Origin of the sequence: Phytopseudomonas straminea (genome assembly GCF_900112645.1) — a bacterium.
GTDB lineage: Bacteria > Pseudomonadota > Gammaproteobacteria > Pseudomonadales > Pseudomonadaceae > Aquipseudomonas > Aquipseudomonas straminea.
Map to the genome: position 1 here is coordinate 30,988 of NZ_FOMO01000005.1, position 17,789 is coordinate 48,776.

A 17,789-nucleotide genomic window follows, 5' to 3' on the forward strand; every position below is an offset into this window, starting at 1 on the left:
TTTCACACGATCGCTACCAGGTGTGGGCCTGGCACACAGTTTCGTCAGCAAACATTACGTAACGCTTTGCCCGCCGCCTTCCGGTCAGTAGCATCGAGCCACTTGCCTGAGGAGTGGACGATGCACACGAAACTGGATGCCTGCCTGGATACCATCAACCAGGTGTTGCTCGGCAAGGAGGCGCAGGTGCGCCTGGCACTGACCTGCCTGCTGGCCCGCGGTCACCTGCTGATCGAGGATTTGCCCGGCATGGGCAAGACCACCTTGAGCCATGCCCTGGCCAAGGTGCTTGGGCTGAGCTTTCAGCGTATCCAGTTCACTTCCGATCTGTTGCCTGGCGACATACTTGGCACCTCGGTGTTCGACAAGGACAGCGGACAGTTCCTGTTCCACCCCGGCCCGGTGTTCGCCGAGCTGGTCCTGGCGGACGAGATCAACCGCGCTACGCCGAAGAGCCAGAGTGCGCTACTGGAGGCCATGGAGGAGGGCCAGGTGACCATCGAGGGTGCTACGCGCCCGCTGCCCGATCCCTTTTTCGTCATCGCCACCCAGAACCCGATCAGCCAGAGTGGCACCTTCGCGTTGCCGGAGTCGCAGCTGGACCGCTTTCTGATGCGCCTGTCGCTGGGCTATCCAGCCCGCGCCGCGGAAAAAGCCCTGCTGTTGGGTGAGCCACGTCGCTCGGTACTGCCGACGCTGGACGCGGTACTCGATCACGCGGAGCTGGCAAAGCTGCAAGCCGAAGTGCCCAAGGTGCGCGTCAGTGATGCCTTGGTCGATTACGTGCTGCGTCTGGTCGAGGCCACCCGCACCCAGCCGCAGTTCGCCTGGGGCCTGTCGCCACGCGGCAGCCTGGCGCTGCTGGCCGCGGCACGTGCCTGGGCGCTGTTGGCCGAGCGCGATTATGTGATTCCCGAGGATGTGCAGGCCGTACTGCCGTCGGTGGCCGGGCACCGCCTGCGTGACCAGGCCGACCCCGCCGGGCATGGCGGTGGCGCGCTGGTGCAGTGGCTGCTGCGCGAGGTGCCGGCGCTTTGACCGGCGCCCTCAGGCAGCGCTGGGATCGCTGGCTGGCCAGGCGCATACCGGCGGCAGGCAGTGTGCAGCTTAATCAGCGGCGCATCTTCATCCTGCCGAGCCGCGTGGGTGTGGCGTTCCTATTAGCATTGCTGGTCATGCTGCTGGCTGCCATCAATTACCAAAGCAGCCTGGCCTACGGACTGACCTTTCTGCTCGGTTCGGTGTTCGTGGTGACCATCCTGCATACCTATCGAAACCTGGCCGGGCTGGTCCTGCACGCCGGTGGCGCCGGCGCGGTATTCGCTGGCGAGGCGGCGCGGCTGCGGGTACGCCTGGAGAGCCGCGGCCGCGCCCATGAGGCCATCGCCCTGGGCTGGCCGCCGGCCGAGCTGCAGCAGCAGGACGTACCGGCGCAGGGCTCGGTCGAGTGCGAGCTGACTCTGCAGACTCAGCGCCGTGGCTGGCTGCAGCCTGGCCGCCTGCGGGTGGAAAGCCGTTTCCCGCTGGGGTTGCTGGTTGCCTGGAGCCACGTTGATCTCGATCAGGCGGTGCTGGTCTATCCGCGGCCACTGGAGGGCGAGTTGCCACTGGCGGCTGGCGGCGATGAGGATGACGAGCAGGCAGGACTGGTCAGCCAGGGGCAGGGCAGCGATGATTTTCAGGGGTTGCGCACCTATCAACCCGGCGACTCACGCCGGCGGATGCACTGGAAGGCCTATTCGCGAGGTCAGGGGCTGTTGGTCAAGGATTTTGCCGCCCAGTGCGGCCGTGACCTGCTGTTGGATTTCGACGCGCTCACCGGCGACCTGGAAAGCCGTTTGTCGCTGCTCTGTCACTGGGTGCTGGTGCTCTCCGAGCGTCAGCAGCCTTTCGCCCTGCAGCTGCCGAACGAATCGCTGCCGGTGGCCATCGGCGAACGCCACCGCGAACAATGCCTGCGTGCGCTGGCCCTGCATGGAGCGCGAGGATGAGCAGCATCGCCGGCATTCCGCGCATCAGCCTGACCTGGCTGCTGGTCGCCCAGGCACTGGTGATTCTGCCGCACACCTTCCACCTGCCGGTCTGGGTGATCGGCCTGTGGCTGGGCTGCGCGCTTTGGCGCATTCAGATCTATCGCATGCGTGCCGGCTACCCCAGCCTGATCGTGCGTATCGGCCTGATCGTCTTGGCGGCGGCCGGGGTATTCCTGTCGCGCGGCACCCTGGTCGGGCTGGATGGCGGCGTCGTGCTGCTGGTCGCGGCGTTCTGCCTCAAGTTGCTGGAAATGCGCACTCGCCGCGATGCGCTGGTGGTGATCTTTCTCGGCTTCTTCGTGGTAGTGACCGCCTATCTGTTCGATGACGGCATGCTCGTTGCGCTATTTAGCCTGCTGCCGGTGTGCGCTCTGCTGGCGGCGTTGATCGGTTTGCAGCAGAGCGGCACGGCGACGCGGCCGTGGCGTACGCTGCGTCTGTCGGCCAGCTTGCTGCTGCAGGCGCTGCCGCTGATGCTGCTGCTGTTTCTGTTCTTTCCGCGGCTGGGGCCGCTGTGGTCGCTACCGGTGCCCAACGAGCGCGGCGCCGTCACCGGGCTGGCCGACAGCATGGCGCCTGGCGATATCGCCGAGCTGACCCGCTCTGGCGAACTGGCTTTTCGCGCCAGCTTCGAGGGCCGCGTGCCGGCACGCAGCGAACTGTACTGGCGCGCCCTGACGCTCGATTATTTCGATGGCCGGCGCTGGTCGCAGTCGTCGCTTGAACAGTTCTCGCCGGCGCCGCAGTGGCAGCCCCGTGGCGAGGCGCTGCGCTACAGCGTGGTGATGCAGCCCACCACACGGCCCTGGCTGTTCGCCCTCGACGTGGCGCAGACCGAGCTGCAAGGCACCCGGCAGATGGGCGATTTCCGCCTGCAGCGCATCCGCCCGGTGGACCGAGCGCTGCTCTATGACGTCAGCTCCTGGCCCGATGCGCTGCGTGAGCCGCAACTGCCGTCGAGCCGGCGGCAGGCCTTGTTGCGCCTGCCCCGTGACGGCGATGCGCGCAGTCGCGCCTGGGCCCAGGAGCTGCGCCGTCAGTATCCGCAGGATCAGCAACTGGTCGAGGCGCTGCTCGCTCATTTCAATCGCCAACCCTACTTCTATACCCTGACGCCCACCCCGCTTGGCGCCGATTCCATCGACGAATTCCTGTTCGATACCCGCAGCGGCTTTTGCGCGCACTACGCGGGCGCCATGACCTTCGTGCTGCGTGCGGCGGGCATCCCCAGCCGCGTAGTGGCCGGTTACCAGGGCGGCGAACTTAGTAGCAACGGCAACTACGTGCAGGTTCGCCAGTTCGACGCCCACGCCTGGGTCGAATACTGGTTGCCGGAAACGGGCTGGACCAGCGTGGATCCGACCTTTCAGGTCGCCCCTGAGCGCATCGAACAGGGCTTGGAGCAGGCTCTGGCCGGTGAGCAGAGCTTCCTCGCCGACTCGCCGTTTTCGCCCCTGCGTTACCGCAACCTGACCTGGCTGAACGAGTTGCGCATGGCCTGGGACGACCTCAACTACGGCTGGCAGCGCTGGGTACTCGGCTACCAAGGTGCGCAGCAGTTCGAACTCTTGCAGCGCTGGTTCGGCCAGGTCGACGCCGGTCGGCTGATTCTTGCCCTGGTCGGCGGTGGCGGTTTTCTGCTGGGACTGTTGTCGCTGTGGTTGTTCAAACCCTGGCGCGTCGAGCGCGACGCTACGCTACGCATCTTTCAGCGCTTCGAGCAACTGTTGGCCCAGCACGGCATACGACGCCAGGCCGGCGAGGGCCCGCGGGCGTTCGCCCGGCGTGCGGCCGAAGCGCTGCCCCAACAGGCGGATGCCGTTCACGCCTTTAGCGAGGCTTTCGAAGCGCAACGTTACGCGAGCCAACCTGTATCCTCCCAGGCGCTGTTACGGCAGCTGAAGACATTGCGCCGCCAATTGCCCTGGCGCTGGAGTCGATCCCCTTGAGCGGTTTTTCAGGAGTTCTGTGATGAGTGGTTTTGTCGGTACGTTGCGCAGCGAAGTGCTGCGCCTGCAGATCGCGCTCTATGCCTGTCGCGAGCGTTTACAGGCGCAGACCGATGAGGAAGCGCTGCACGATCTGCGAGTCTGCCTGCGCCGCTTGCGCAGTCTGCTCAAGCCGCTCAAGGGCGCCGCGGGTAGTGAGGCGTTGCAGCGCCGAGCCGCCGAGCTCGGGCAACTGACTGGCCCGTTACGTGACCTGGAAGTGCTGATCGCCACCCTGCGTGCCAGTGATGAGCACGCCGCCGCGGATCGACGCCTGGCGCAGCGCCGCAAGGGCGATGCGCTTGTGCTGGGTAGCCGAGCCTTGCCAGCGCTGTTTCGCGCCCTGGATGAGTGGCCGCAGGAGTTGACTGCTCAACAAGCCAGTGGAGAACTCGAGAATTTGCACAAGCAGGTATGCCGTTACCTGCGCAAGCAGCGCGCCAAGTTGGTTGAGGCCCTGGGCGATGCCGAGCATGATCCCCATCAGGTGCGGCTGCTGATCAAGCGCGTGCGTTATACCGCCGAGGCTTATCCGCAACTTTCGTCGCTCTCTGCCGCGCAATTGAAGCTGCTCAAGAAAGGCCAGGCAGCCCTCGGCGACTGGCACGACCATTTTCAGTGGCTGGCGAGCGCCGAGCGCGAGCCGGATCTGCGGGCTTTCATCCCCGCCTGGCGCGAGTCGATGAAGACGGCCGAGAGCACCGCACAGGCGATCCAGGCACGCCTGCTGGCAGCGCTGCAATAAATCCAGCCGGGACAATGGCCGAACTGCCGCCTGCGAGAGGCTCGCGGTAGTGCCGCCAGTCTCTTACCATCGGCTGAACGGCAAACGAGGTGAGCATGGATTTCGTCGATTTAATGGAGCAGGTTCAGCGCTCGCCAGAGGCGCTGACGATTGGCCCTGATTGGGCCCAGGGGCGTACGACTTTCGGTGGCCTGATGGCGGCGCTGGTGTATGCGGTTATGCGCAGCAAGGTGCCTGCCGACAGGCTGCCACGCTCGCTGGCGATCACCTTCGTGGCGCCGGCCACGCCGGGCGTGGCAGTGAGCTTCGAGGCTGAGGTGCTGCGCTCCGGTTCGGCGGTGAGCCAGGTGCTGGGGCGCGCCGTGCAGAATGGCGAGGTGGTCACCCTGATTCAGGGCAGCTTCGGAACACCGCGCCAGTCTTCGGTCAGCGTGCAGGCGTTGCCTGCGCCGGTGATCAAGGCGCCCGAACAGAGTCAGGGGTTTCCATACATCGCGAAGGTCACGCCGGAATTCACCCGGCACCTGGAGATGCGCTGGGGCCTGGGTGGTATGCCGTTCAGTGGCAATCCTTCTCGAGAGATGGGCGGCTGGGTACGTTTTCGCGATCAGGCGCCGAGCCAGATGCTCGACGAGGCGCACCTGCTGGCACTGGTCGATGCCTGGCCGCCGGCCGTGCTGTCGCTACTCAGCAAGCCGGCGCCTGGCAGTTCGCTCACCTGGACCATCGAGTTCATCCAGCCGCTGAGTTCGGTCACCGTTGATCAGTGGTGCCTCTATCGCGCCGAGATCGAACAGGCCAGCGATGGCTACGGGCACATAGCGGCGGAGCTGTGGAGCGCGGACGGCCACTTGCTGGCCATCAGCCGTCAGACGGTAACGGTTTTCGCCTGATCGCTGGCCAGCAGCGCCTGGCGCGCCAGAGTGTAGGCAGCGATGGCGCCGAGGCCGGATAGCGCCAGGGACAGGGCGCCAGCGCCACTGCCCGCCAGCACCAGTGAGACCAGCAGCAGCGGCAGGGCAATGGCAAGCATCGGCATGTCCAGCGATTCGGTTTGGCGGGCGAGTGTAGCGGCTTGGGTATTCATGGTCTGTCTCCTGCATCAGATGGAGTCAGTCTATGGCGCGGCCCGTGAGGTCGCGAATTGATCCGCGCTATACGGCAGATAGGCTTTCTACTATCTGCCGAGCGATCCTCCGTATTCAGGTTTTGAGCTGGCGTATGGCCCGCGACAGTTCGCCAGCCAGCTCCGCCAACTGGCTGCTGGTGGTGGCCGACTGCAGGGTCTGCTCGACGGTCTGCTCGGTAACGTCGCGGATACCGATCACCGAACGTGTCATTTCCTCGGCAACCTGGCTCTGTTGCTCGGCTGCAACGGCGATTTGCGTGTTGCTTTCGCGCATTTGCGCCACCGCGCCGGTGATCGCTTCCAGCGCGTCGCCGGCTTCATGGGCGGCGCGTACGCAGTCGTCGGCCTTGAGCGAACTCTCCTGCATGAACGCCACCGCATCGCGGGTGCCGATCTGCAGTGTGCCGATCATGCCGGTGATTTCGTTGGTGGAGTCCTGCACCCGCTTGGCCAGGTTGCGCACCTCATCTGCCACGACGGCGAAGCCGCGGCCCATTTCACCGGCCCGCGCCGCTTCGATGGCCGCATTGAGCGCCAGCAGGTTGGTCTGTTCGGCAATGCCGTGGATGACGCCGACCATGCTGCCGATCTTCTGGCTGTCGGCGGCCACCTGTTCGATCAGGTTCGCAGTCTGCCGCACACCGCTGGATAGCCCGGTAATGGCGTCCACCACGCCGGTGACCACGCTCTGGCCAACTCCGGCGAGCTGGTCGGCGGTCTGCGACTGGTCGCGGGTGGTGGCGGCGTGTTCGGCGATATGGTGCACGGTGGTCGACATCTCGTTGATCGCCGTGGCCGCCTGATCGGTTTCACTCTGCTGGCCGAGCATGCCCTGACGCACTGCCTGCATACCTTGCGCCAGCCGAGCGGTGCCTTCGTCGAGCTGTGAGGCGGCCTGGATCACCGCGCCGACCACCCGCTGGTAGCCGTCCTGCATGGCGTTGAAGGCGCCAGCCATCTGTCCGACCTCGTCGCGGCTTTGCAGCGGTACACGAGCAGACAGGTCGCCGCTCTTCTCGACGTGCAGCATCACGTCCTTGAGGGTATTGAGGTGGGTAAGCAGAAAACGGATCAGCAACTGTGAGGCGGCCAGCAGGGCAAGCATCAGCACGGCCACCGCCAGGGCGTAATGGCCGGCGCGCTCGGCGAACACCTGGGCCAGGCTGCGCCCGCTGGCCAGCACGGCGATGCGCTGCTCGGCGCCGCGCTCGATGACTTGCGCGCCAAGTAGCGGGTCGCTGCCAAACAGGGTGTCATGTTCCAAGGCCACCCAGCCGCGAGCGGCTTTTAACGGCGTCGCATCAACGCCGTCGGGCAGTTTCGGTGCTTCACCAGTTTTGAAGGTAAGCAAACCTGCGGTCGCGGGGATTGGTTGGTCAACCGGCCAGGCAGCCAACAGTTGCGCCTGCTGCTGAGCATTGGCACGGGCGGCCTGGGTAAAGGTGTCCTGCTCCTGAAGCATGGCGAACAGCACCAGCAGCAGGGTGGTGATGAAGGCGACGGCATTGACCGCCCAGAACTTGTGTTTCAGGGAGATATCGCGGATCCAGACGGGCATGTTTTTTTGCTCTCGACATGAATGAATTGCTGGCAAGGCGCCATTATTCTTTCATGGGCAAATCAACCATCCCTTGATATGGGTCAAGAGCAGCCGGTCTATGGGCTGTTCCAACCGCCGTAATGACGGCGCAAGCCGATCAGCGGTAATCCCAGTCGCTTGATTGCTCGTTGCTCGGCTCGGCGATTGCCGGCAGGCCGAAGAACGCGCGGGCGCAGGCCGTGGTGTGCCTGGCCACTTCGTCCTGGGATTCATTGCGATGTAGCGCCACCTCGCGTAGCACCTCGGGCAGAAACGCCGGCTCATTGCGACCACCCTTGGGTTTCGGGCGCAGGCTGCGGGGTAGCAGGTAGGGCGCGTCGCTTTCCAGCATCAGGCGGCCGGCGGGAATTTCCTTCACTAGCGGGTGCAGGTGTGCTCCACGGCGCTCGTCACAGATCCAGCCGGTGATGCCGATATGCAGATCCAGATCCAGATAGTCAAATAGCGCACGCTGCTCGCCCGTAAAGCAGTGCACCACGGCGGCCGGCAGGCGGTCGCGGTAGTCGCGTAGAATCTGTACGAAGCGCGGGTGGGCGTCGCGCTCATGGAGAAATACTGGCATCTGCAGGTCGGCAGCCAGGCTCAGTTGCTCTTCCAGAGCCTTTTCCTGCAGCGGGCGGGGTGAGAAGTCGCGATTGAAATCCAGACCGCATTCGCCCACGGCCCGGACCTGAGGCTCGGCGAGCAGGGCGCGCAGGCGTTTGCTGTCGTCGCTGTTCCAGTGCCTGGCATCATGGGGATGCACGCCGGCGGTGCTGAAGAGCCGATCACCGTGCTCGTCCAACTTCAGGCACAGGCTCAGCGCATGGTCGCTTTCGGCCAGGCTGGTGCCCGTCAACACCAGTTGGCAGACGCCGGCACCGAAGGCGCGTTCGAGCACGGCGACGTGCTGATCGTCGAAGCTTGCGTGAGTCAGATTGACGCCGATGTCGATGAGTTGCATGGTGTGACCCTGTGAAACGAGAGGGCGCAGCATAGCAGAGCTTTTTATCTTCAATAAAAAGCTAACAATTACAAAAACTTGTGGTCGATTCGTGAAGTTGAAAATAGCCTTTGGTGCTGACTTTGCAGCTTCTCCCGCGTTAGCACCGGTTTCCCGAATCATCGCCCCTGGCGGCCAGCCAGTTTTTCGCTATCGGAGCATCGATATTGCGCGTCCTTCTTGTTCTTTGCCTGTTGCTCTCGCTGCCGCTGCCGGCAGTGGCGCGCATCGCCGGCCCGCTGGAGGTCACCAGCCCGGCTGCGCAGCGGGATCTGCCAGGCATCCGCAAGAGCGGCGAGCTGCGCGTGCTGGTCAACCAGAGCCGCAATAGCTCCGGCGAGGTGAAAGGGCAGAGCATCGGTGTCGAGTATCAGCGCCTGCGCGCGCTGGAGCAGTACCTCAATCGCAATGCCCGTGACGGGCGCACCCTGCGCCTGAAGCTGATTCCCAAAGCCAAGGATCAGCTGCTCGCCGCCCTGCAGCGCGGCGAGGGCGATCTGGTTGCACCCGGCGAGCTACTCAGCGGCAAGGGAAGCAACGTACTGGCCAGCGAAGCGATACGTCGCGATGTGCCGGTGGTGATCGTGGCGCGCCAGGGCAACCGCCGCTATCAGCGGCTCGAGCAGCTATCCGGCCGCAGCCTGTCGCTGCCGGTTGGCAGCGTCGCCAAGGACGCCCTGCACGACATCAACCTCAAGCTCGCCGAGCGCAAGCTGCCGCCCATCCTGGTCGAGTGGGTGGACCCGACTCTCGCGGTGGAGGACGTGCTGGAAATGGTCCAGGCCGGCATTTTCGATTTCACCGCCGCGGAGCTGCCGATTGCCGAGCGCTGGGCCAAGGTGATGCCCAAGCTGCGTGTTGATCGCCATCTGGTGCTCGATGATCAGGGCGACATGCGCTGGTACATGCGCCGCGACGCGTCAATGCTCAGTGCCAGCGTCGATCGCTTTCTGGAAGGTTACCGGGCGCCCGATGATCAGGACACCGCCTTCCAGCGCGTCTACCGGCGTCTTTACAAAGTGCATTCGCCCATGGGCCGCGCCGAGCGTCAGCGCCTGGAACGGGTGCGACCTGTTTTGCAGCGTTACGCCGAGCAGCATGATTTCGACTGGCTCGCGCTGGCGGCGCTGGCCTTCAAGGAATCGACTCTCAACCCCACGGCCCGCGGTAGCAGCGGCGCCACCGGCCTGATGCAGATCACCCCCGCCGCGGCGCGCAGCGTGGGTATCAGCGACATCTCACTCATCGAGAACAACGTTCAGGCCAGTGCCAAGTACCTGGCCAAGATTCGCCGTGGCTTCTTCAACAGTCCGCGGCTCAACGAGCGCGAGCGCATGGCCTTTGTGCTGGCCGGCTACAACCTCGGGCCGCAGCGCGTGCAGAGCCTGCGCGCCGAGGCGCGGCGGCGCGGTCTAAACCCGGATCAATGGTTCTTTCAGGTCGAGCGTGTGGCCATGGAGGAGCTGGGCATGGGCGTGGTCAGCTACGTCAACGCGGTGAACAAGTATTACCTGGCTTACGCGCGTGAGCGTTATTCGCTGGAGCCTGCGCAAAAGGTGAGTGTTCGAAACTAATCCAATAAATAGATCTGTTATAGCGGTTTTATCCGCTATCCATATTTGATTGTTGAATTAATATGCCGCCATCTCACTCACCTAGCACAGGATCGCCCCACCATGAACGCCTTTATCAAATCCCTGGCAACCACCCGCGCCGGCTTCGGTCTCACTGTCCTGCGCGTGCTGGTCGGCATCACCTTTATGGCCCATGGCTCGCAGAAGTTGTTCGGCTGGTTCGGTGGCTACGGCCTGGCGGGCGTCGCCCAGTGGATGGAGAGCATCGGCCTGGCGCCGGGTTACCTGATGGCCCTGATGGCCGGGAGCGCCGAGTTCTTCGGTGGCCTGGCGCTGGTCATCGGCCTGCTGGTGCGCCCGGCGTCGGCGGTGCTGGCGTTCACCATGCTGGTGGCGATCTTCTCGGTGCATATCGGCAATGGCTTCTTCATGGCCAATAATGGCTACGAGTTCGCTCTGGCGCTGCTGGCTGCCACGCTGGCCCTGCTGATCGAGGGCGCCGGGCGTCTGTCGCTGGACAAGCGCATCGCCGGTTGATCACCGCGCCATTCAAGAAAGCCCGCTGATGCGGGCTTTTCTGCTTGTTGACAGGCTCAGCGGCAAGTCTCTAGGATTACCACTTGCGCCGATTTAGACAGCTACTTGCGGGGCGCCTCAGGGATTCTTCATCGAGTCCTGAAATTCCGCTAAAGCGCTGGTTCGGTGTTGCCTCCACCGCTGCCCAGCGGGATTTGCGAGGCGGAGACAAACACCATGAGCTGCTCCCAGGCTGCACACATTCGTATCCTTCCCATCACTACCCGACTGGTTCGCCGCAACCCGCGCATTCTCTTGGGTGGCGTTCATCAGCCGACGCTGCTGCGCTATCTGGATGGCTGGCCCGCACGCCGCGAAGGCCAGCGTGCCTTTCTCGTGCAGTTCGCTGAAGAGGGCGAGTCGCTGCAGCGCTTCGCCGATAACAGCTTCGACTTCGCCGTGCTGCAACGACCGAGTGCCGAGGCGCTGGGCCAGTTGACGCGCATCGCTCGGCAGGGGCTGATTACGCTGCGCTGAACCTGGCTTACGGATAGTCGATGGCGACGATGTACCAGTACTTGTCGCCGGTCGGCGTCTGCACCCGCACTTCGGCGTCCAGACCCTTGCCGACCAGGGCGCGGGCCAGGGGCGAGTCGATGCTGATCAGGTTCTGTTTGAGGTCGAGCTCGTCGGGGCCGACGATACGGTAGCGCGCTTCAACGCCATCTTCGTCTTCCACCGTGACCCAGGCGCCGAAGTACACCTTGTCCGGGTCACTGGGGCGGCTGTCCACCACCTTGAGCTTTTCCAGCCGTTTGGTCAGAAAGCGCACGCGGCTGTCGATCTCGCGCAGCATTTTCTTGCCGTAGGTGTACTCCGCGTTCTCCGAGCGATCACCCTGGGCCGCCGCCTCACTGACCGAGCGGGTCACCTCGGGTCGGCGCACGTGCCAGAGCTCGTGCAGTTCGGCGCGCAGGCGCGCCTCGCCTTGCGGGGTGATCAGGGGTGTTCCTGCGGCGCGGGGAGGGCGGTATCGGCTCATGCTCGGCTCTGACTGTGGCGGATGCGCAGTTTATCAACCCTCGCGCAGAACGGTGAGCGGGCTGGCGTTGAGCGCGCGGCGCGTGCCGAGTACACCGGCGAGGCCGACCAGCAGTGCACCGATCAGTGGCAGCAGCAGCAGCCAGGGGTGCGGTTGCCAGGCTATCTGGAACGCGTAGCGATAGATCATAAAGCTCACCAGCTCGCAGCCCAGGGCGGCCAGCAGGCCACTGGCTGCGCCGAGCAGGCCGAATTCGGCACGCCTGGCCTGCACCAGCAACCGGCGTTCGGCGCCCAGGGCGCGCAGCAGTGCGCCCTGGCGGATGCGCTCGTCCAGCGTCGATTGCAGGCCGGCGAAAAGCACCGCAAGGCCTGCCGCCAGCACGAATAGCAACACGAACTCGATGGCGATGGTGACCTGGGCGAGGATGCTGCGCAGCTGGTTGAGGATCGCCTCGACCTGCAGCAGCGATACCGACGGGAAGGCCCGCGACAGGTCCACCAGTTGCTGCTCGTGCTGCGGTGGCAGGTAGAAGCTGGTCAGGTAGGTCACCGGCAGGTCTTTGAGGGTGCCGGGCTCGAAGATCATGAAGAAGTTGGGCTGGAAGTTGTTCCAGTCCACCGTGCGCAGGTTGGTCACCAGTGCTTCACGATCGACGCCGCCGACGTTGAAGGTCAGGCGGTCGCCGAGCTTGATGTGCAGGCTCTGCGCCAGTTCGTCTTCTACAGACACGCCGGGCAGCTCGCGTGGCTGGTCGTCCGTCCACCACTGGCCGGCCGTCAGGGTGTTGCCGTCCGGGAGATCGGCGCTCCAGGTCAGGCTCAGGTCGCGGCGCACTGCACGCTCGCCACGCGAGTCCTCGGTGACGTACTGGCGAACCGGCTCGCCATTGACCTGAGTCAGGCGGCCCGGCACCACGGGATAAAGCGGCGCGGGATGGGGAGAAAGCTGCGCCAAGCGCTCGGCGAAGGCATCGCGGTCGGCTGGCAGGATGTTGAGAGCGAAATGATTGGGTGCGTCGGCCGGCAGCTGCTCCTGCCAGTTGTCCAGCAGTTCGCCGCGCAGCAGAGCAATCAGTGCCATCGCCAGGAGGATCAGGCCGAACGCCAGGGCTTGCCCGGCGGCGGCAAGGGGGCGACGCAGCAACTGACCAAGGCCCAGGCGCCACGGCAGCGCGGCACGTGCCAGCAGGCGCCGCAGGCTCTGCAGGCCCAGCAGCATCAGACCGCCCAGCAGCAGGGCAGTGACCAACCCGCCGCCGAGCAGGGCGAGCGTCAACGTCAGATCCAGGCTCAGGCGCCACATGATCAGCCCCAGGGCGAGCAACGCGGTGCCGTAGACCAGCCAGGAGCTGGCCGGCACCGGCAGCATGTCGCGGCGCAGCACGCGCAGTGGAGGCACGCGGCCCAGCGCAGCCAGCGGCGGCAGAGCGAAGCCGGCCAGGGCTACCAAGCCGGTGGCGATACCAGCCAGTGCCGGGATTATGCCGCCGGCGGGAATTTGTGCCGGCAGTAGGCCTTGTAGCAGGTGGAACAGGGTCTGCTGGGCGAGCCAGCCAAGCAGGGCGCCGGCGAGGCTGGCGACTAAACCCAGGATCGCCAGTTGCAGGCCGAACAGGCTCAATGCTTGACGATGCGATAGACCCAGGCAGCGCAGTAGGGCGCTGGCGTCGAAGCGGCGGCTGGCAAAGCGCGCGGCCGACAGGGCGACTGCCACGCCGGCCAGCAGCACGGCCGCCAGGCTGGCCAGGTTCAGATAACGCTCGGCGCGATCCAGCGCGCCGCCAACGCGGCGGCTGCCATCGCGGGCGTCATCGAAGCGCTGGTTGGCGGCCAGTCCGGGTTCAGTAGCCTGCCGATAGCTGGTCAGAGCATCGCTCGGCCCGTTCCATTGCTCGATATAGCGCACTCGACTGCCCGGCTGCACTACACGGGTGGCCGGCAGGTCGTCGAGGTGCATCAGCACGTGGGGCGTCAGGCTGTAGAAGTCGCCGGCTTCATCAGGTAGGTAGGTCAGCACCCGGGTGAGGCGCAGCTTCTTGGCGCCGACTTCGATTTCGTCGCCCACCTTCAGATTCAGTGCCACCAAAAGGCGCGATTCGGCCCATACTTCGCCAGGCCCGGGGCCAGCGCTGACGGTCTCCTCGCCATAGGGGGCGGCAGCGCTCTTCAACTCACCGCGCAGCGGGTAGCCGTTGCCGGCGGCCTTGACGCTGGCCAGCTGGATGCCGGCGTCGCTGGCGATCACGCTGGAGAACTCGACCACCTGGGCGTGCTGCAGACCACGCCCGGTGCCGGCCTTGATCTGCTCGGGTTCGGCCGGGGCGCTACCTCTGAGAATCAGGTCGGCGCCCAGAAACTCGGTGGCGCGCAGGCTCATGCCTTCATTCAGTCGCGCGCCGAAATAGCCGATGGCGGTGCTGGAGGCCACGGCGATCAATAGTGCGAAGAACAGCACGCGCAACTCGCCCGAGCGCGCATCGCGCAGCAACTGGCGGCCCGCCAGTGACAGCAGGCTTGCAAAGGACAGGTTGCGCATCAGGCGTTCACCGCTGCCACCAGGTGGCCGGCCTCCAGGCGGATGACGCGCTGGCAGCGCGCGGCCAGGCGTTCGTCGTGGGTGACCAGTACCAGAGTGGCGCCGCGCTCATGGTTGAGCTCGAAGAGCAGATCACTGATGCGCTCGCCAGTGTGGGTGTCCAGGTTGCCGGTCGGCTCGTCGGCGAACAGCACGTCGGGATCGGCGGCAAAGGCCCGGGCGATGGCGACGCGTTGCTGCTCGCCACCGGAGAGCTGGCGCGGCGTATGGCTCAGGCGCCCGCCCAGGCCGACGCGTTCGAGCAGTTCGGTAGCACGCTGGCGGGCATCGCTGCGACCTTCAAGCTCCAGTGGCAGCATGACGTTCTCCAGCGCATTGAGGCTGTCGAGCAGCTGGAAGGACTGAAACACGAACCCGACGTGCTCGGCGCGGACCCGGGCGCGGGCGTCTTCATCCAGGCTGCCCAGGTCATTGCCGGCCAGCAGGATGCGTCCGGTGCTGGGCAGGTCGAGGCCGGCCAGCAAGCCGAGTAGGGTGGACTTGCCGGATCCCGAGCTGCCGACGATGGCCAGGCTGCCGCCTTTTTCCAGTTCCAGTGACAGGTCGTGCAGGATGGTCAACTCGCCTTCCGCGCTGGAAACCACTTTGTTAAGGTTCTGCGCAGACAGAATGCTTGAGCTCATGAGGAATCCGATGCGTGCGATAGTGAAGGGGGCCATGCTCGGCCTGCTGCTGATAGGGCAGATGGCGCAGGCGGGGACCATATTGGTCGTCGGCGATAGTATCAGCGCCGCTTTTGGCATGGATACCCAGCAGGGCTGGGTTCATCTGCTCGACGAGCGCATGCGCCAGGAGGGCTTCGAGCATCAGGTGGTGAATGCGTCGATCAGCGGCGACACCAGCGCTGGCGGCGCGGCACGGCTGCCGGCGCTGCTCGCCGAGCACAAGCCGCAACTGGTGGTTGTCGAGCTGGGTGGCAACGATGGGCTGCGCGGTTTGCCACCGAGCCAATTGCAACAGAATCTTGCCTCGATGATCGATGCCTCCCGCAATGCTGGTGCCAAGGTGCTGCTGCTGGGCATGCGCATTCCGCCCAATTATGGCGAGCGCTACACCACCGGCTTCGCCAAGGTTTACGACGATCTTGCTGCCGAGAAAAAGGTGCCGCTGGTGCCCTTTCTTCTCGAGGGGGTCGGCGGCGTTGCCAACCTGATGCAGGACGACGGCGTACATCCCGCTGTGGCGGCCCAGCCGCAGCTGCTGGAGAATGTCTGGCCGACCCTCAAGCCATTGCTGTAACGGGCTTTTCCACTGACGGTGTTTCCGCTAATGTGGCGCCCCCGCTCTGGAGCCCCCAATGTTGCGACCCGTCTGGTCCCTGTATGCCTACCAACTGATCGAGCCGGACGAACAGCTGGACCTGTTCGCCTGCCGTGAAGTGAAGGTGCACCTGGTCGCTCGTCAGCTGGAACTTGGCGGGTACGCTGATCGCACTCTGTGCGGCGGCCTGCTGCCCGCGCAGCCGCTATGGCGCGACCTGGAAAGGCCGATGTTGCAGGACCGTCGTCTGTGCCGCGCCTGCCTGGCCACGCTCGAGGCTCAGCGCCGTGGTGATCGGCCCGCGTGGCCGGGGCGCTGATCGGCGCCAAGGTATACAATCACCTCCCATATCCCCTTACCACCTCGAAGGTTTTCTGCATGTCGCCGCGCGTTTCAGCTGTTGCCCGCTGTGTGTCGTTGTGTGCCGTCTTTGTGGCCGGCTCCGCTGCCGCACTTGAATTGCCCCTGCCGCCTCCTGGTGAGGATATCGTCGGCGAGATCAAGGTGATCAAGGCGCGCTACGAGGACACCTTCGCCGACATAGGCACAGCCAACGATCTGGGCTATCTGGAGATGGTCGCCGCCAACCCGGGCGTCGATGCCTGGCTGCCGGGTGAGGGCACCGATATCGTGCTGCCGACGCGCTATATCCTGCCTTCGGGCCCTCGCGAAGGCATCGTGATCAACCTGGCCGAGTACCGGCTGTACTACTTCCCGAAGGGGCAGAACGTCGTTTACACCTATCCGCTGGGGATCGGTCGTGAAGGCTGGAGCTCGCCGGTAACCCAGGCGCGCATCACCGCCAAGACGCCGAACCCGGCCTGGTACCCTCCGCAGTCGATTCGCGAGGAGCATGCCGCCGATGGCGATCCGCTGCCGAGCGTCGTTCCGCCAGGCCCGGACAATCCGCTGGGGCCCTTCAAGATGTCGCTGTCGGTACCGGGTTACCTGATCCATGGCTCGAACAAGAAGTTCGGCATCGGTATGCGCGTGAGCCATGGTTGTTTCCGCATGCTCAACAACAATGTGCTTGAGCTGGCCGACATGGTGCCGGTGGGCACGTCGGTACGTATCGTCAATGAGCCGTACAAGTTCGGTGTGAGCGGCGGCAAGGTTTATCTGGAAGCGCATACGCCGCTGGGCGAGGAGAATGAGCCGGCCGTGGATCATCACACCGAGGTAGTCAATGCGCTGATCCGCCGTAGCGACCTGAGCGCCGATACCCTGGACTGGGATGTGGTGCGCGAAGTGGTGGCGGCCCACGATGGCCTGCCGGTGGAAATCGCTTCGCCGCGCGAGACGGTCATTCAGGCGCAATCGCCAAGTCTCTGATGATCAGTTGCACGGGCGCTTGCGAGAGCGCCTGTACAACCTTTCAGGCAGACATAAAAAAGCCGGCTTAAGAGCCGGCTTTTTTATTGCCCGGGGGCTATTACTTGCGGCTGGCTTTTTCCAGCATACGCAGAGCACGCTCGTTGGCTTCGTCAGCAGTTTGCTGAGCCTTCTGAGCAGCTGCCAGAGCTTCGTCAGCCTTGCGGTAGGCTTCGTCAGCGCGAGCTTGAGCGCGAGCTGCTGCGTCTTCGGTAGCAGTCAGGCGAGCTTCGGTTTCTTTGGTGACGCTGCTGCAACCGGTAGCCAGAACTGCGGCCAGAGCCAGAGCAGAGAATTTCAGAACGTTGTTCATCGTGTTCCCCTTAGGGTCAGTTTTTTGCTTATTGAAGCCCTTTCCCGAACCTGGAAAATGGCCGGCGTACATACTACCTGTAACTTTTAGTAAGTAAACGGACGACAGGCAAGGGTTCCGCATTTTTTTCACTGAAATTAGTACGCTAGCGGCAAAAGCTGTACAAAATTCGATCATGTATGCGGCCATTTGACAGGATTTTCACCTAGCGACCGGCAGGATTGATTGCAATGTCGAAAGCTCAGGATTTTGCCTTGCCCTTTGCCGCTTACAGTGGCTTTATATCCTATTGTTACCGGATGTACGCAGGCCCTGCCGGGGATGTCGTGTCTGGCCCAGCCGAGAGGAGCAGTAATGAGCGAACCACTGTCCATTCATCATGACCTAGCCAGTCACCAGTTCGAGACCACAGTGGATGGGGACCGCGCTTACCTTTCTTATATGGATCTGGGCAAGCAGACCCTGGATATCTACCGTACCTTCGTGCCCAATTCGCTGCGTGGTCGCGGCATCGCCGCCGCCCTGACCAAAACGGCGCTGGAGTATGCCGACAGCATGGGCTACACGGTGATTGCTTCGTGCTCCTATGTTGAGCGCTACATGGAGCGCAGCGAAGGCTCGCCCGATCAGGACTGAGC

At 64.3% G+C, this 17,789-nt stretch carries 19 protein-coding genes; 12 read left to right on the forward strand and 7 right to left on the reverse strand.

All coding sequences use genetic code 11. From position 1 onward, the window contains the following. Positions 1 to 120 precede the first annotated feature (120 nt). From BM279_RS13230 to BM279_RS13250, 5 genes are all read left to right on the forward strand, one after another. A complete protein-coding gene (locus BM279_RS13230; protein WP_013791663.1) occupies positions 121 to 1,038 on the forward strand; it encodes an AAA family ATPase in 918 nt (305 codons plus the stop codon). Continuing rightward, positions 1,035 to 1,991 (forward strand): DUF58 domain-containing protein, encoded by a 957-nt coding sequence (locus tag BM279_RS13235; RefSeq protein WP_093504357.1) that lies wholly within the window; start codon positions 1,035 to 1,037, stop codon positions 1,989 to 1,991. Before BM279_RS13230 ends, BM279_RS13235 begins: the two co-directional genes overlap by 4 nt. Then, a complete protein-coding gene (locus BM279_RS13240; RefSeq protein WP_093504359.1) occupies positions 1,988 to 3,982 on the forward strand; it encodes a transglutaminase TgpA family protein in 1,995 nt (664 codons plus the stop codon). Before BM279_RS13235 ends, BM279_RS13240 begins: the two co-directional genes overlap by 4 nt. 22 nt (positions 3,983 to 4,004) lie before the next feature. Further along, positions 4,005 to 4,766 (forward strand): CHAD domain-containing protein, encoded by a 762-nt coding sequence (locus BM279_RS13245; protein ID WP_093504361.1) that lies wholly within the window; start codon positions 4,005 to 4,007, stop codon positions 4,764 to 4,766. Positions 4,767 to 4,861: 95 nt separating this feature from the next. Continuing rightward, positions 4,862 to 5,659, forward strand: a complete 798-nt coding sequence (locus BM279_RS13250; RefSeq protein ID WP_093504363.1) for an acyl-CoA thioesterase — start codon at positions 4,862 to 4,864, stop codon at positions 5,657 to 5,659. Here BM279_RS13250 and BM279_RS13255 read toward each other — a convergent pair. The 3 genes from BM279_RS13255 to BM279_RS13265 all read right to left on the reverse strand — a co-directional run bounded on the left by BM279_RS13255 (position 5,635) and on the right by BM279_RS13265 (position 8,438). Then, positions 5,635 to 5,853: a hypothetical protein gene (locus tag BM279_RS13255; RefSeq protein WP_093504365.1), complete on the reverse strand. Its 219-nt coding sequence runs from the start codon at positions 5,851 to 5,853 to the stop codon at positions 5,635 to 5,637. The two genes, BM279_RS13250 and BM279_RS13255, sit on opposite strands and share 25 nt — an antisense overlap. 115 nt (positions 5,854 to 5,968) lie before the next feature. Continuing rightward, complete coding sequence (locus BM279_RS13260; protein WP_093504367.1) at positions 5,969 to 7,453, reverse strand: methyl-accepting chemotaxis protein; 1,485 nt, start codon at positions 7,451 to 7,453, stop codon at positions 5,969 to 5,971. A 139-nt stretch (positions 7,454 to 7,592) separates the two neighbouring features. Continuing rightward, the gene (locus BM279_RS13265) at positions 7,593 to 8,438 is read right to left on the reverse strand and encodes a TatD family hydrolase (protein ID WP_093505086.1); all 846 of its coding nucleotides are present in this window, start codon (positions 8,436 to 8,438) and stop codon (positions 7,593 to 7,595) included. 203 nt (positions 8,439 to 8,641) lie between these two features. Between BM279_RS13265 and BM279_RS13270 the strand changes: the two genes are divergently transcribed. The 3 genes from BM279_RS13270 (at position 8,642) to BM279_RS13280 (ending at position 11,104) form a co-directional block, all read left to right on the forward strand. Further along, entirely contained in the window at positions 8,642 to 10,051 is a 1,410-nt protein-coding gene (locus BM279_RS13270; protein ID WP_093504369.1) for an MltF family protein, read from the forward strand. A 102-nt stretch (positions 10,052 to 10,153) separates the two neighbouring features. Continuing rightward, entirely contained in the window at positions 10,154 to 10,588 is a 435-nt protein-coding gene (locus BM279_RS13275; RefSeq protein WP_093504371.1) for a DoxX family protein, read from the forward strand. A gap of 216 nt (positions 10,589 to 10,804) precedes the next feature. Further along, positions 10,805 to 11,104: a hypothetical protein gene (locus tag BM279_RS13280; RefSeq protein WP_013791653.1), complete on the forward strand. Its 300-nt coding sequence runs from the start codon at positions 10,805 to 10,807 to the stop codon at positions 11,102 to 11,104. 7 nt (positions 11,105 to 11,111) lie between these two features. Here BM279_RS13280 and greB read toward each other — a convergent pair whose 3' ends face one another. The 3 genes from greB to BM279_RS13295 are packed head-to-tail and all read right to left on the reverse strand — an operon-like array spanning position 11,112 to position 14,830. Next, positions 11,112 to 11,609: a transcription elongation factor GreB gene (gene greB, locus BM279_RS13285; protein WP_093504373.1), complete on the reverse strand. Its 498-nt coding sequence runs from the start codon at positions 11,607 to 11,609 to the stop codon at positions 11,112 to 11,114. Positions 11,610 to 11,642: 33 nt separating this feature from the next. Beyond that, a complete protein-coding gene (locus BM279_RS13290) occupies positions 11,643 to 14,147 on the reverse strand; it encodes an ABC transporter permease (RefSeq protein ID WP_093504375.1) in 2,505 nt (834 codons plus the stop codon). After that, positions 14,147 to 14,830 carry an ABC transporter ATP-binding protein gene (locus BM279_RS13295; RefSeq protein WP_093505088.1) on the reverse strand — a complete coding sequence of 228 codons (684 nt, stop codon included), beginning with the start codon at positions 14,828 to 14,830 and terminating at the stop codon, positions 14,147 to 14,149. The genes BM279_RS13290 and BM279_RS13295 overlap by 1 nt, the downstream gene beginning before the upstream one ends. A 10-nt stretch (positions 14,831 to 14,840) precedes the next feature. Between BM279_RS13295 and BM279_RS13300 the strand changes: the two genes are divergently transcribed. Genes BM279_RS13300 through BM279_RS13310 form a run of 3 tightly spaced genes read left to right on the forward strand, consistent with a single transcriptional unit; the run spans position 14,841 to position 16,799 of the window. Next, on the forward strand, positions 14,841 to 15,446 hold the full coding sequence (locus BM279_RS13300; protein ID WP_093504377.1) for an arylesterase: 606 nt from the start codon (positions 14,841 to 14,843) through the stop codon (positions 15,444 to 15,446). A gap of 58 nt (positions 15,447 to 15,504) precedes the next feature. Then, complete coding sequence (locus BM279_RS13305; RefSeq protein WP_013791648.1) at positions 15,505 to 15,786, forward strand: hypothetical protein; 282 nt, start codon at positions 15,505 to 15,507, stop codon at positions 15,784 to 15,786. Between the two features lie 59 nt (positions 15,787 to 15,845). Further along, on the forward strand, positions 15,846 to 16,799 hold the full coding sequence (locus tag BM279_RS13310; protein ID WP_093505090.1) for a L,D-transpeptidase family protein: 954 nt from the start codon (positions 15,846 to 15,848) through the stop codon (positions 16,797 to 16,799). 100 nt (positions 16,800 to 16,899) lie between these two features. On the opposite strand, the gene oprI is transcribed toward BM279_RS13310, so the two are convergent. Then, positions 16,900 to 17,151 carry an outer membrane lipoprotei OprI gene (oprI, locus tag BM279_RS13315; protein ID WP_013791646.1) on the reverse strand — a complete coding sequence of 84 codons (252 nt, stop codon included), beginning with the start codon at positions 17,149 to 17,151 and terminating at the stop codon, positions 16,900 to 16,902. Between the two features lie 354 nt (positions 17,152 to 17,505). Here oprI and BM279_RS13320 point away from each other — a divergent pair, with 354 nt between their 5' ends. Continuing rightward, positions 17,506 to 17,787, forward strand: a complete 282-nt coding sequence (locus BM279_RS13320; RefSeq protein ID WP_093504379.1) for a GNAT family N-acetyltransferase — start codon at positions 17,506 to 17,508, stop codon at positions 17,785 to 17,787. The last annotated feature ends 2 nt before the right edge of the window (positions 17,788 to 17,789 follow it).

Bases quoted from the DNA above. Each gene is read 5' to 3' on its own strand.
- BM279_RS13230 (WP_013791663.1), top strand. From the start codon at position 121: ATGCACACGAAACTGGATGCCTGCCTGGATACCATCAACCAGGTGTTG.
- BM279_RS13240 (WP_093504359.1), top strand. From the start codon at position 1,988: ATGAGCAGCATCGCCGGCATTCCGCGCATCAGCCTGACCTGGCTGCTG.
- BM279_RS13245 (WP_093504361.1), top strand. From the start codon at position 4,005: ATGAGTGGTTTTGTCGGTACGTTGCGCAGCGAAGTGCTGCGCCTGCAG.
- BM279_RS13250 (WP_093504363.1), top strand. From the start codon at position 4,862: ATGGATTTCGTCGATTTAATGGAGCAGGTTCAGCGCTCGCCAGAGGCG.
- BM279_RS13255 (WP_093504365.1), bottom strand. From the start codon at position 5,853: ATGAATACCCAAGCCGCTACACTCGCCCGCCAAACCGAATCGCTGGAC.
- BM279_RS13260 (WP_093504367.1), bottom strand. From the start codon at position 7,453: ATGCCCGTCTGGATCCGCGATATCTCCCTGAAACACAAGTTCTGGGCG.
- BM279_RS13265 (WP_093505086.1), bottom strand. From the start codon at position 8,438: ATGCAACTCATCGACATCGGCGTCAATCTGACTCACGCAAGCTTCGAC.
- BM279_RS13275 (WP_093504371.1), top strand. From the start codon at position 10,154: ATGAACGCCTTTATCAAATCCCTGGCAACCACCCGCGCCGGCTTCGGT.
- BM279_RS13280 (WP_013791653.1), top strand. From the start codon at position 10,805: ATGAGCTGCTCCCAGGCTGCACACATTCGTATCCTTCCCATCACTACC.
- greB (WP_093504373.1), bottom strand. From the start codon at position 11,609: ATGAGCCGATACCGCCCTCCCCGCGCCGCAGGAACACCCCTGATCACC.
- BM279_RS13290 (WP_093504375.1), bottom strand. From the start codon at position 14,147: ATGCGCAACCTGTCCTTTGCAAGCCTGCTGTCACTGGCGGGCCGCCAG.
- BM279_RS13295 (WP_093505088.1), bottom strand. From the start codon at position 14,830: ATGAGCTCAAGCATTCTGTCTGCGCAGAACCTTAACAAAGTGGTTTCC.
- BM279_RS13300 (WP_093504377.1), top strand. From the start codon at position 14,841: ATGCGTGCGATAGTGAAGGGGGCCATGCTCGGCCTGCTGCTGATAGGG.
- BM279_RS13305 (WP_013791648.1), top strand. From the start codon at position 15,505: ATGTTGCGACCCGTCTGGTCCCTGTATGCCTACCAACTGATCGAGCCG.
- BM279_RS13310 (WP_093505090.1), top strand. From the start codon at position 15,846: ATGTCGCCGCGCGTTTCAGCTGTTGCCCGCTGTGTGTCGTTGTGTGCC.
- oprI (WP_013791646.1), bottom strand. From the start codon at position 17,151: ATGAACAACGTTCTGAAATTCTCTGCTCTGGCTCTGGCCGCAGTTCTG.
- BM279_RS13320 (WP_093504379.1), top strand. From the start codon at position 17,506: ATGAGCGAACCACTGTCCATTCATCATGACCTAGCCAGTCACCAGTTC.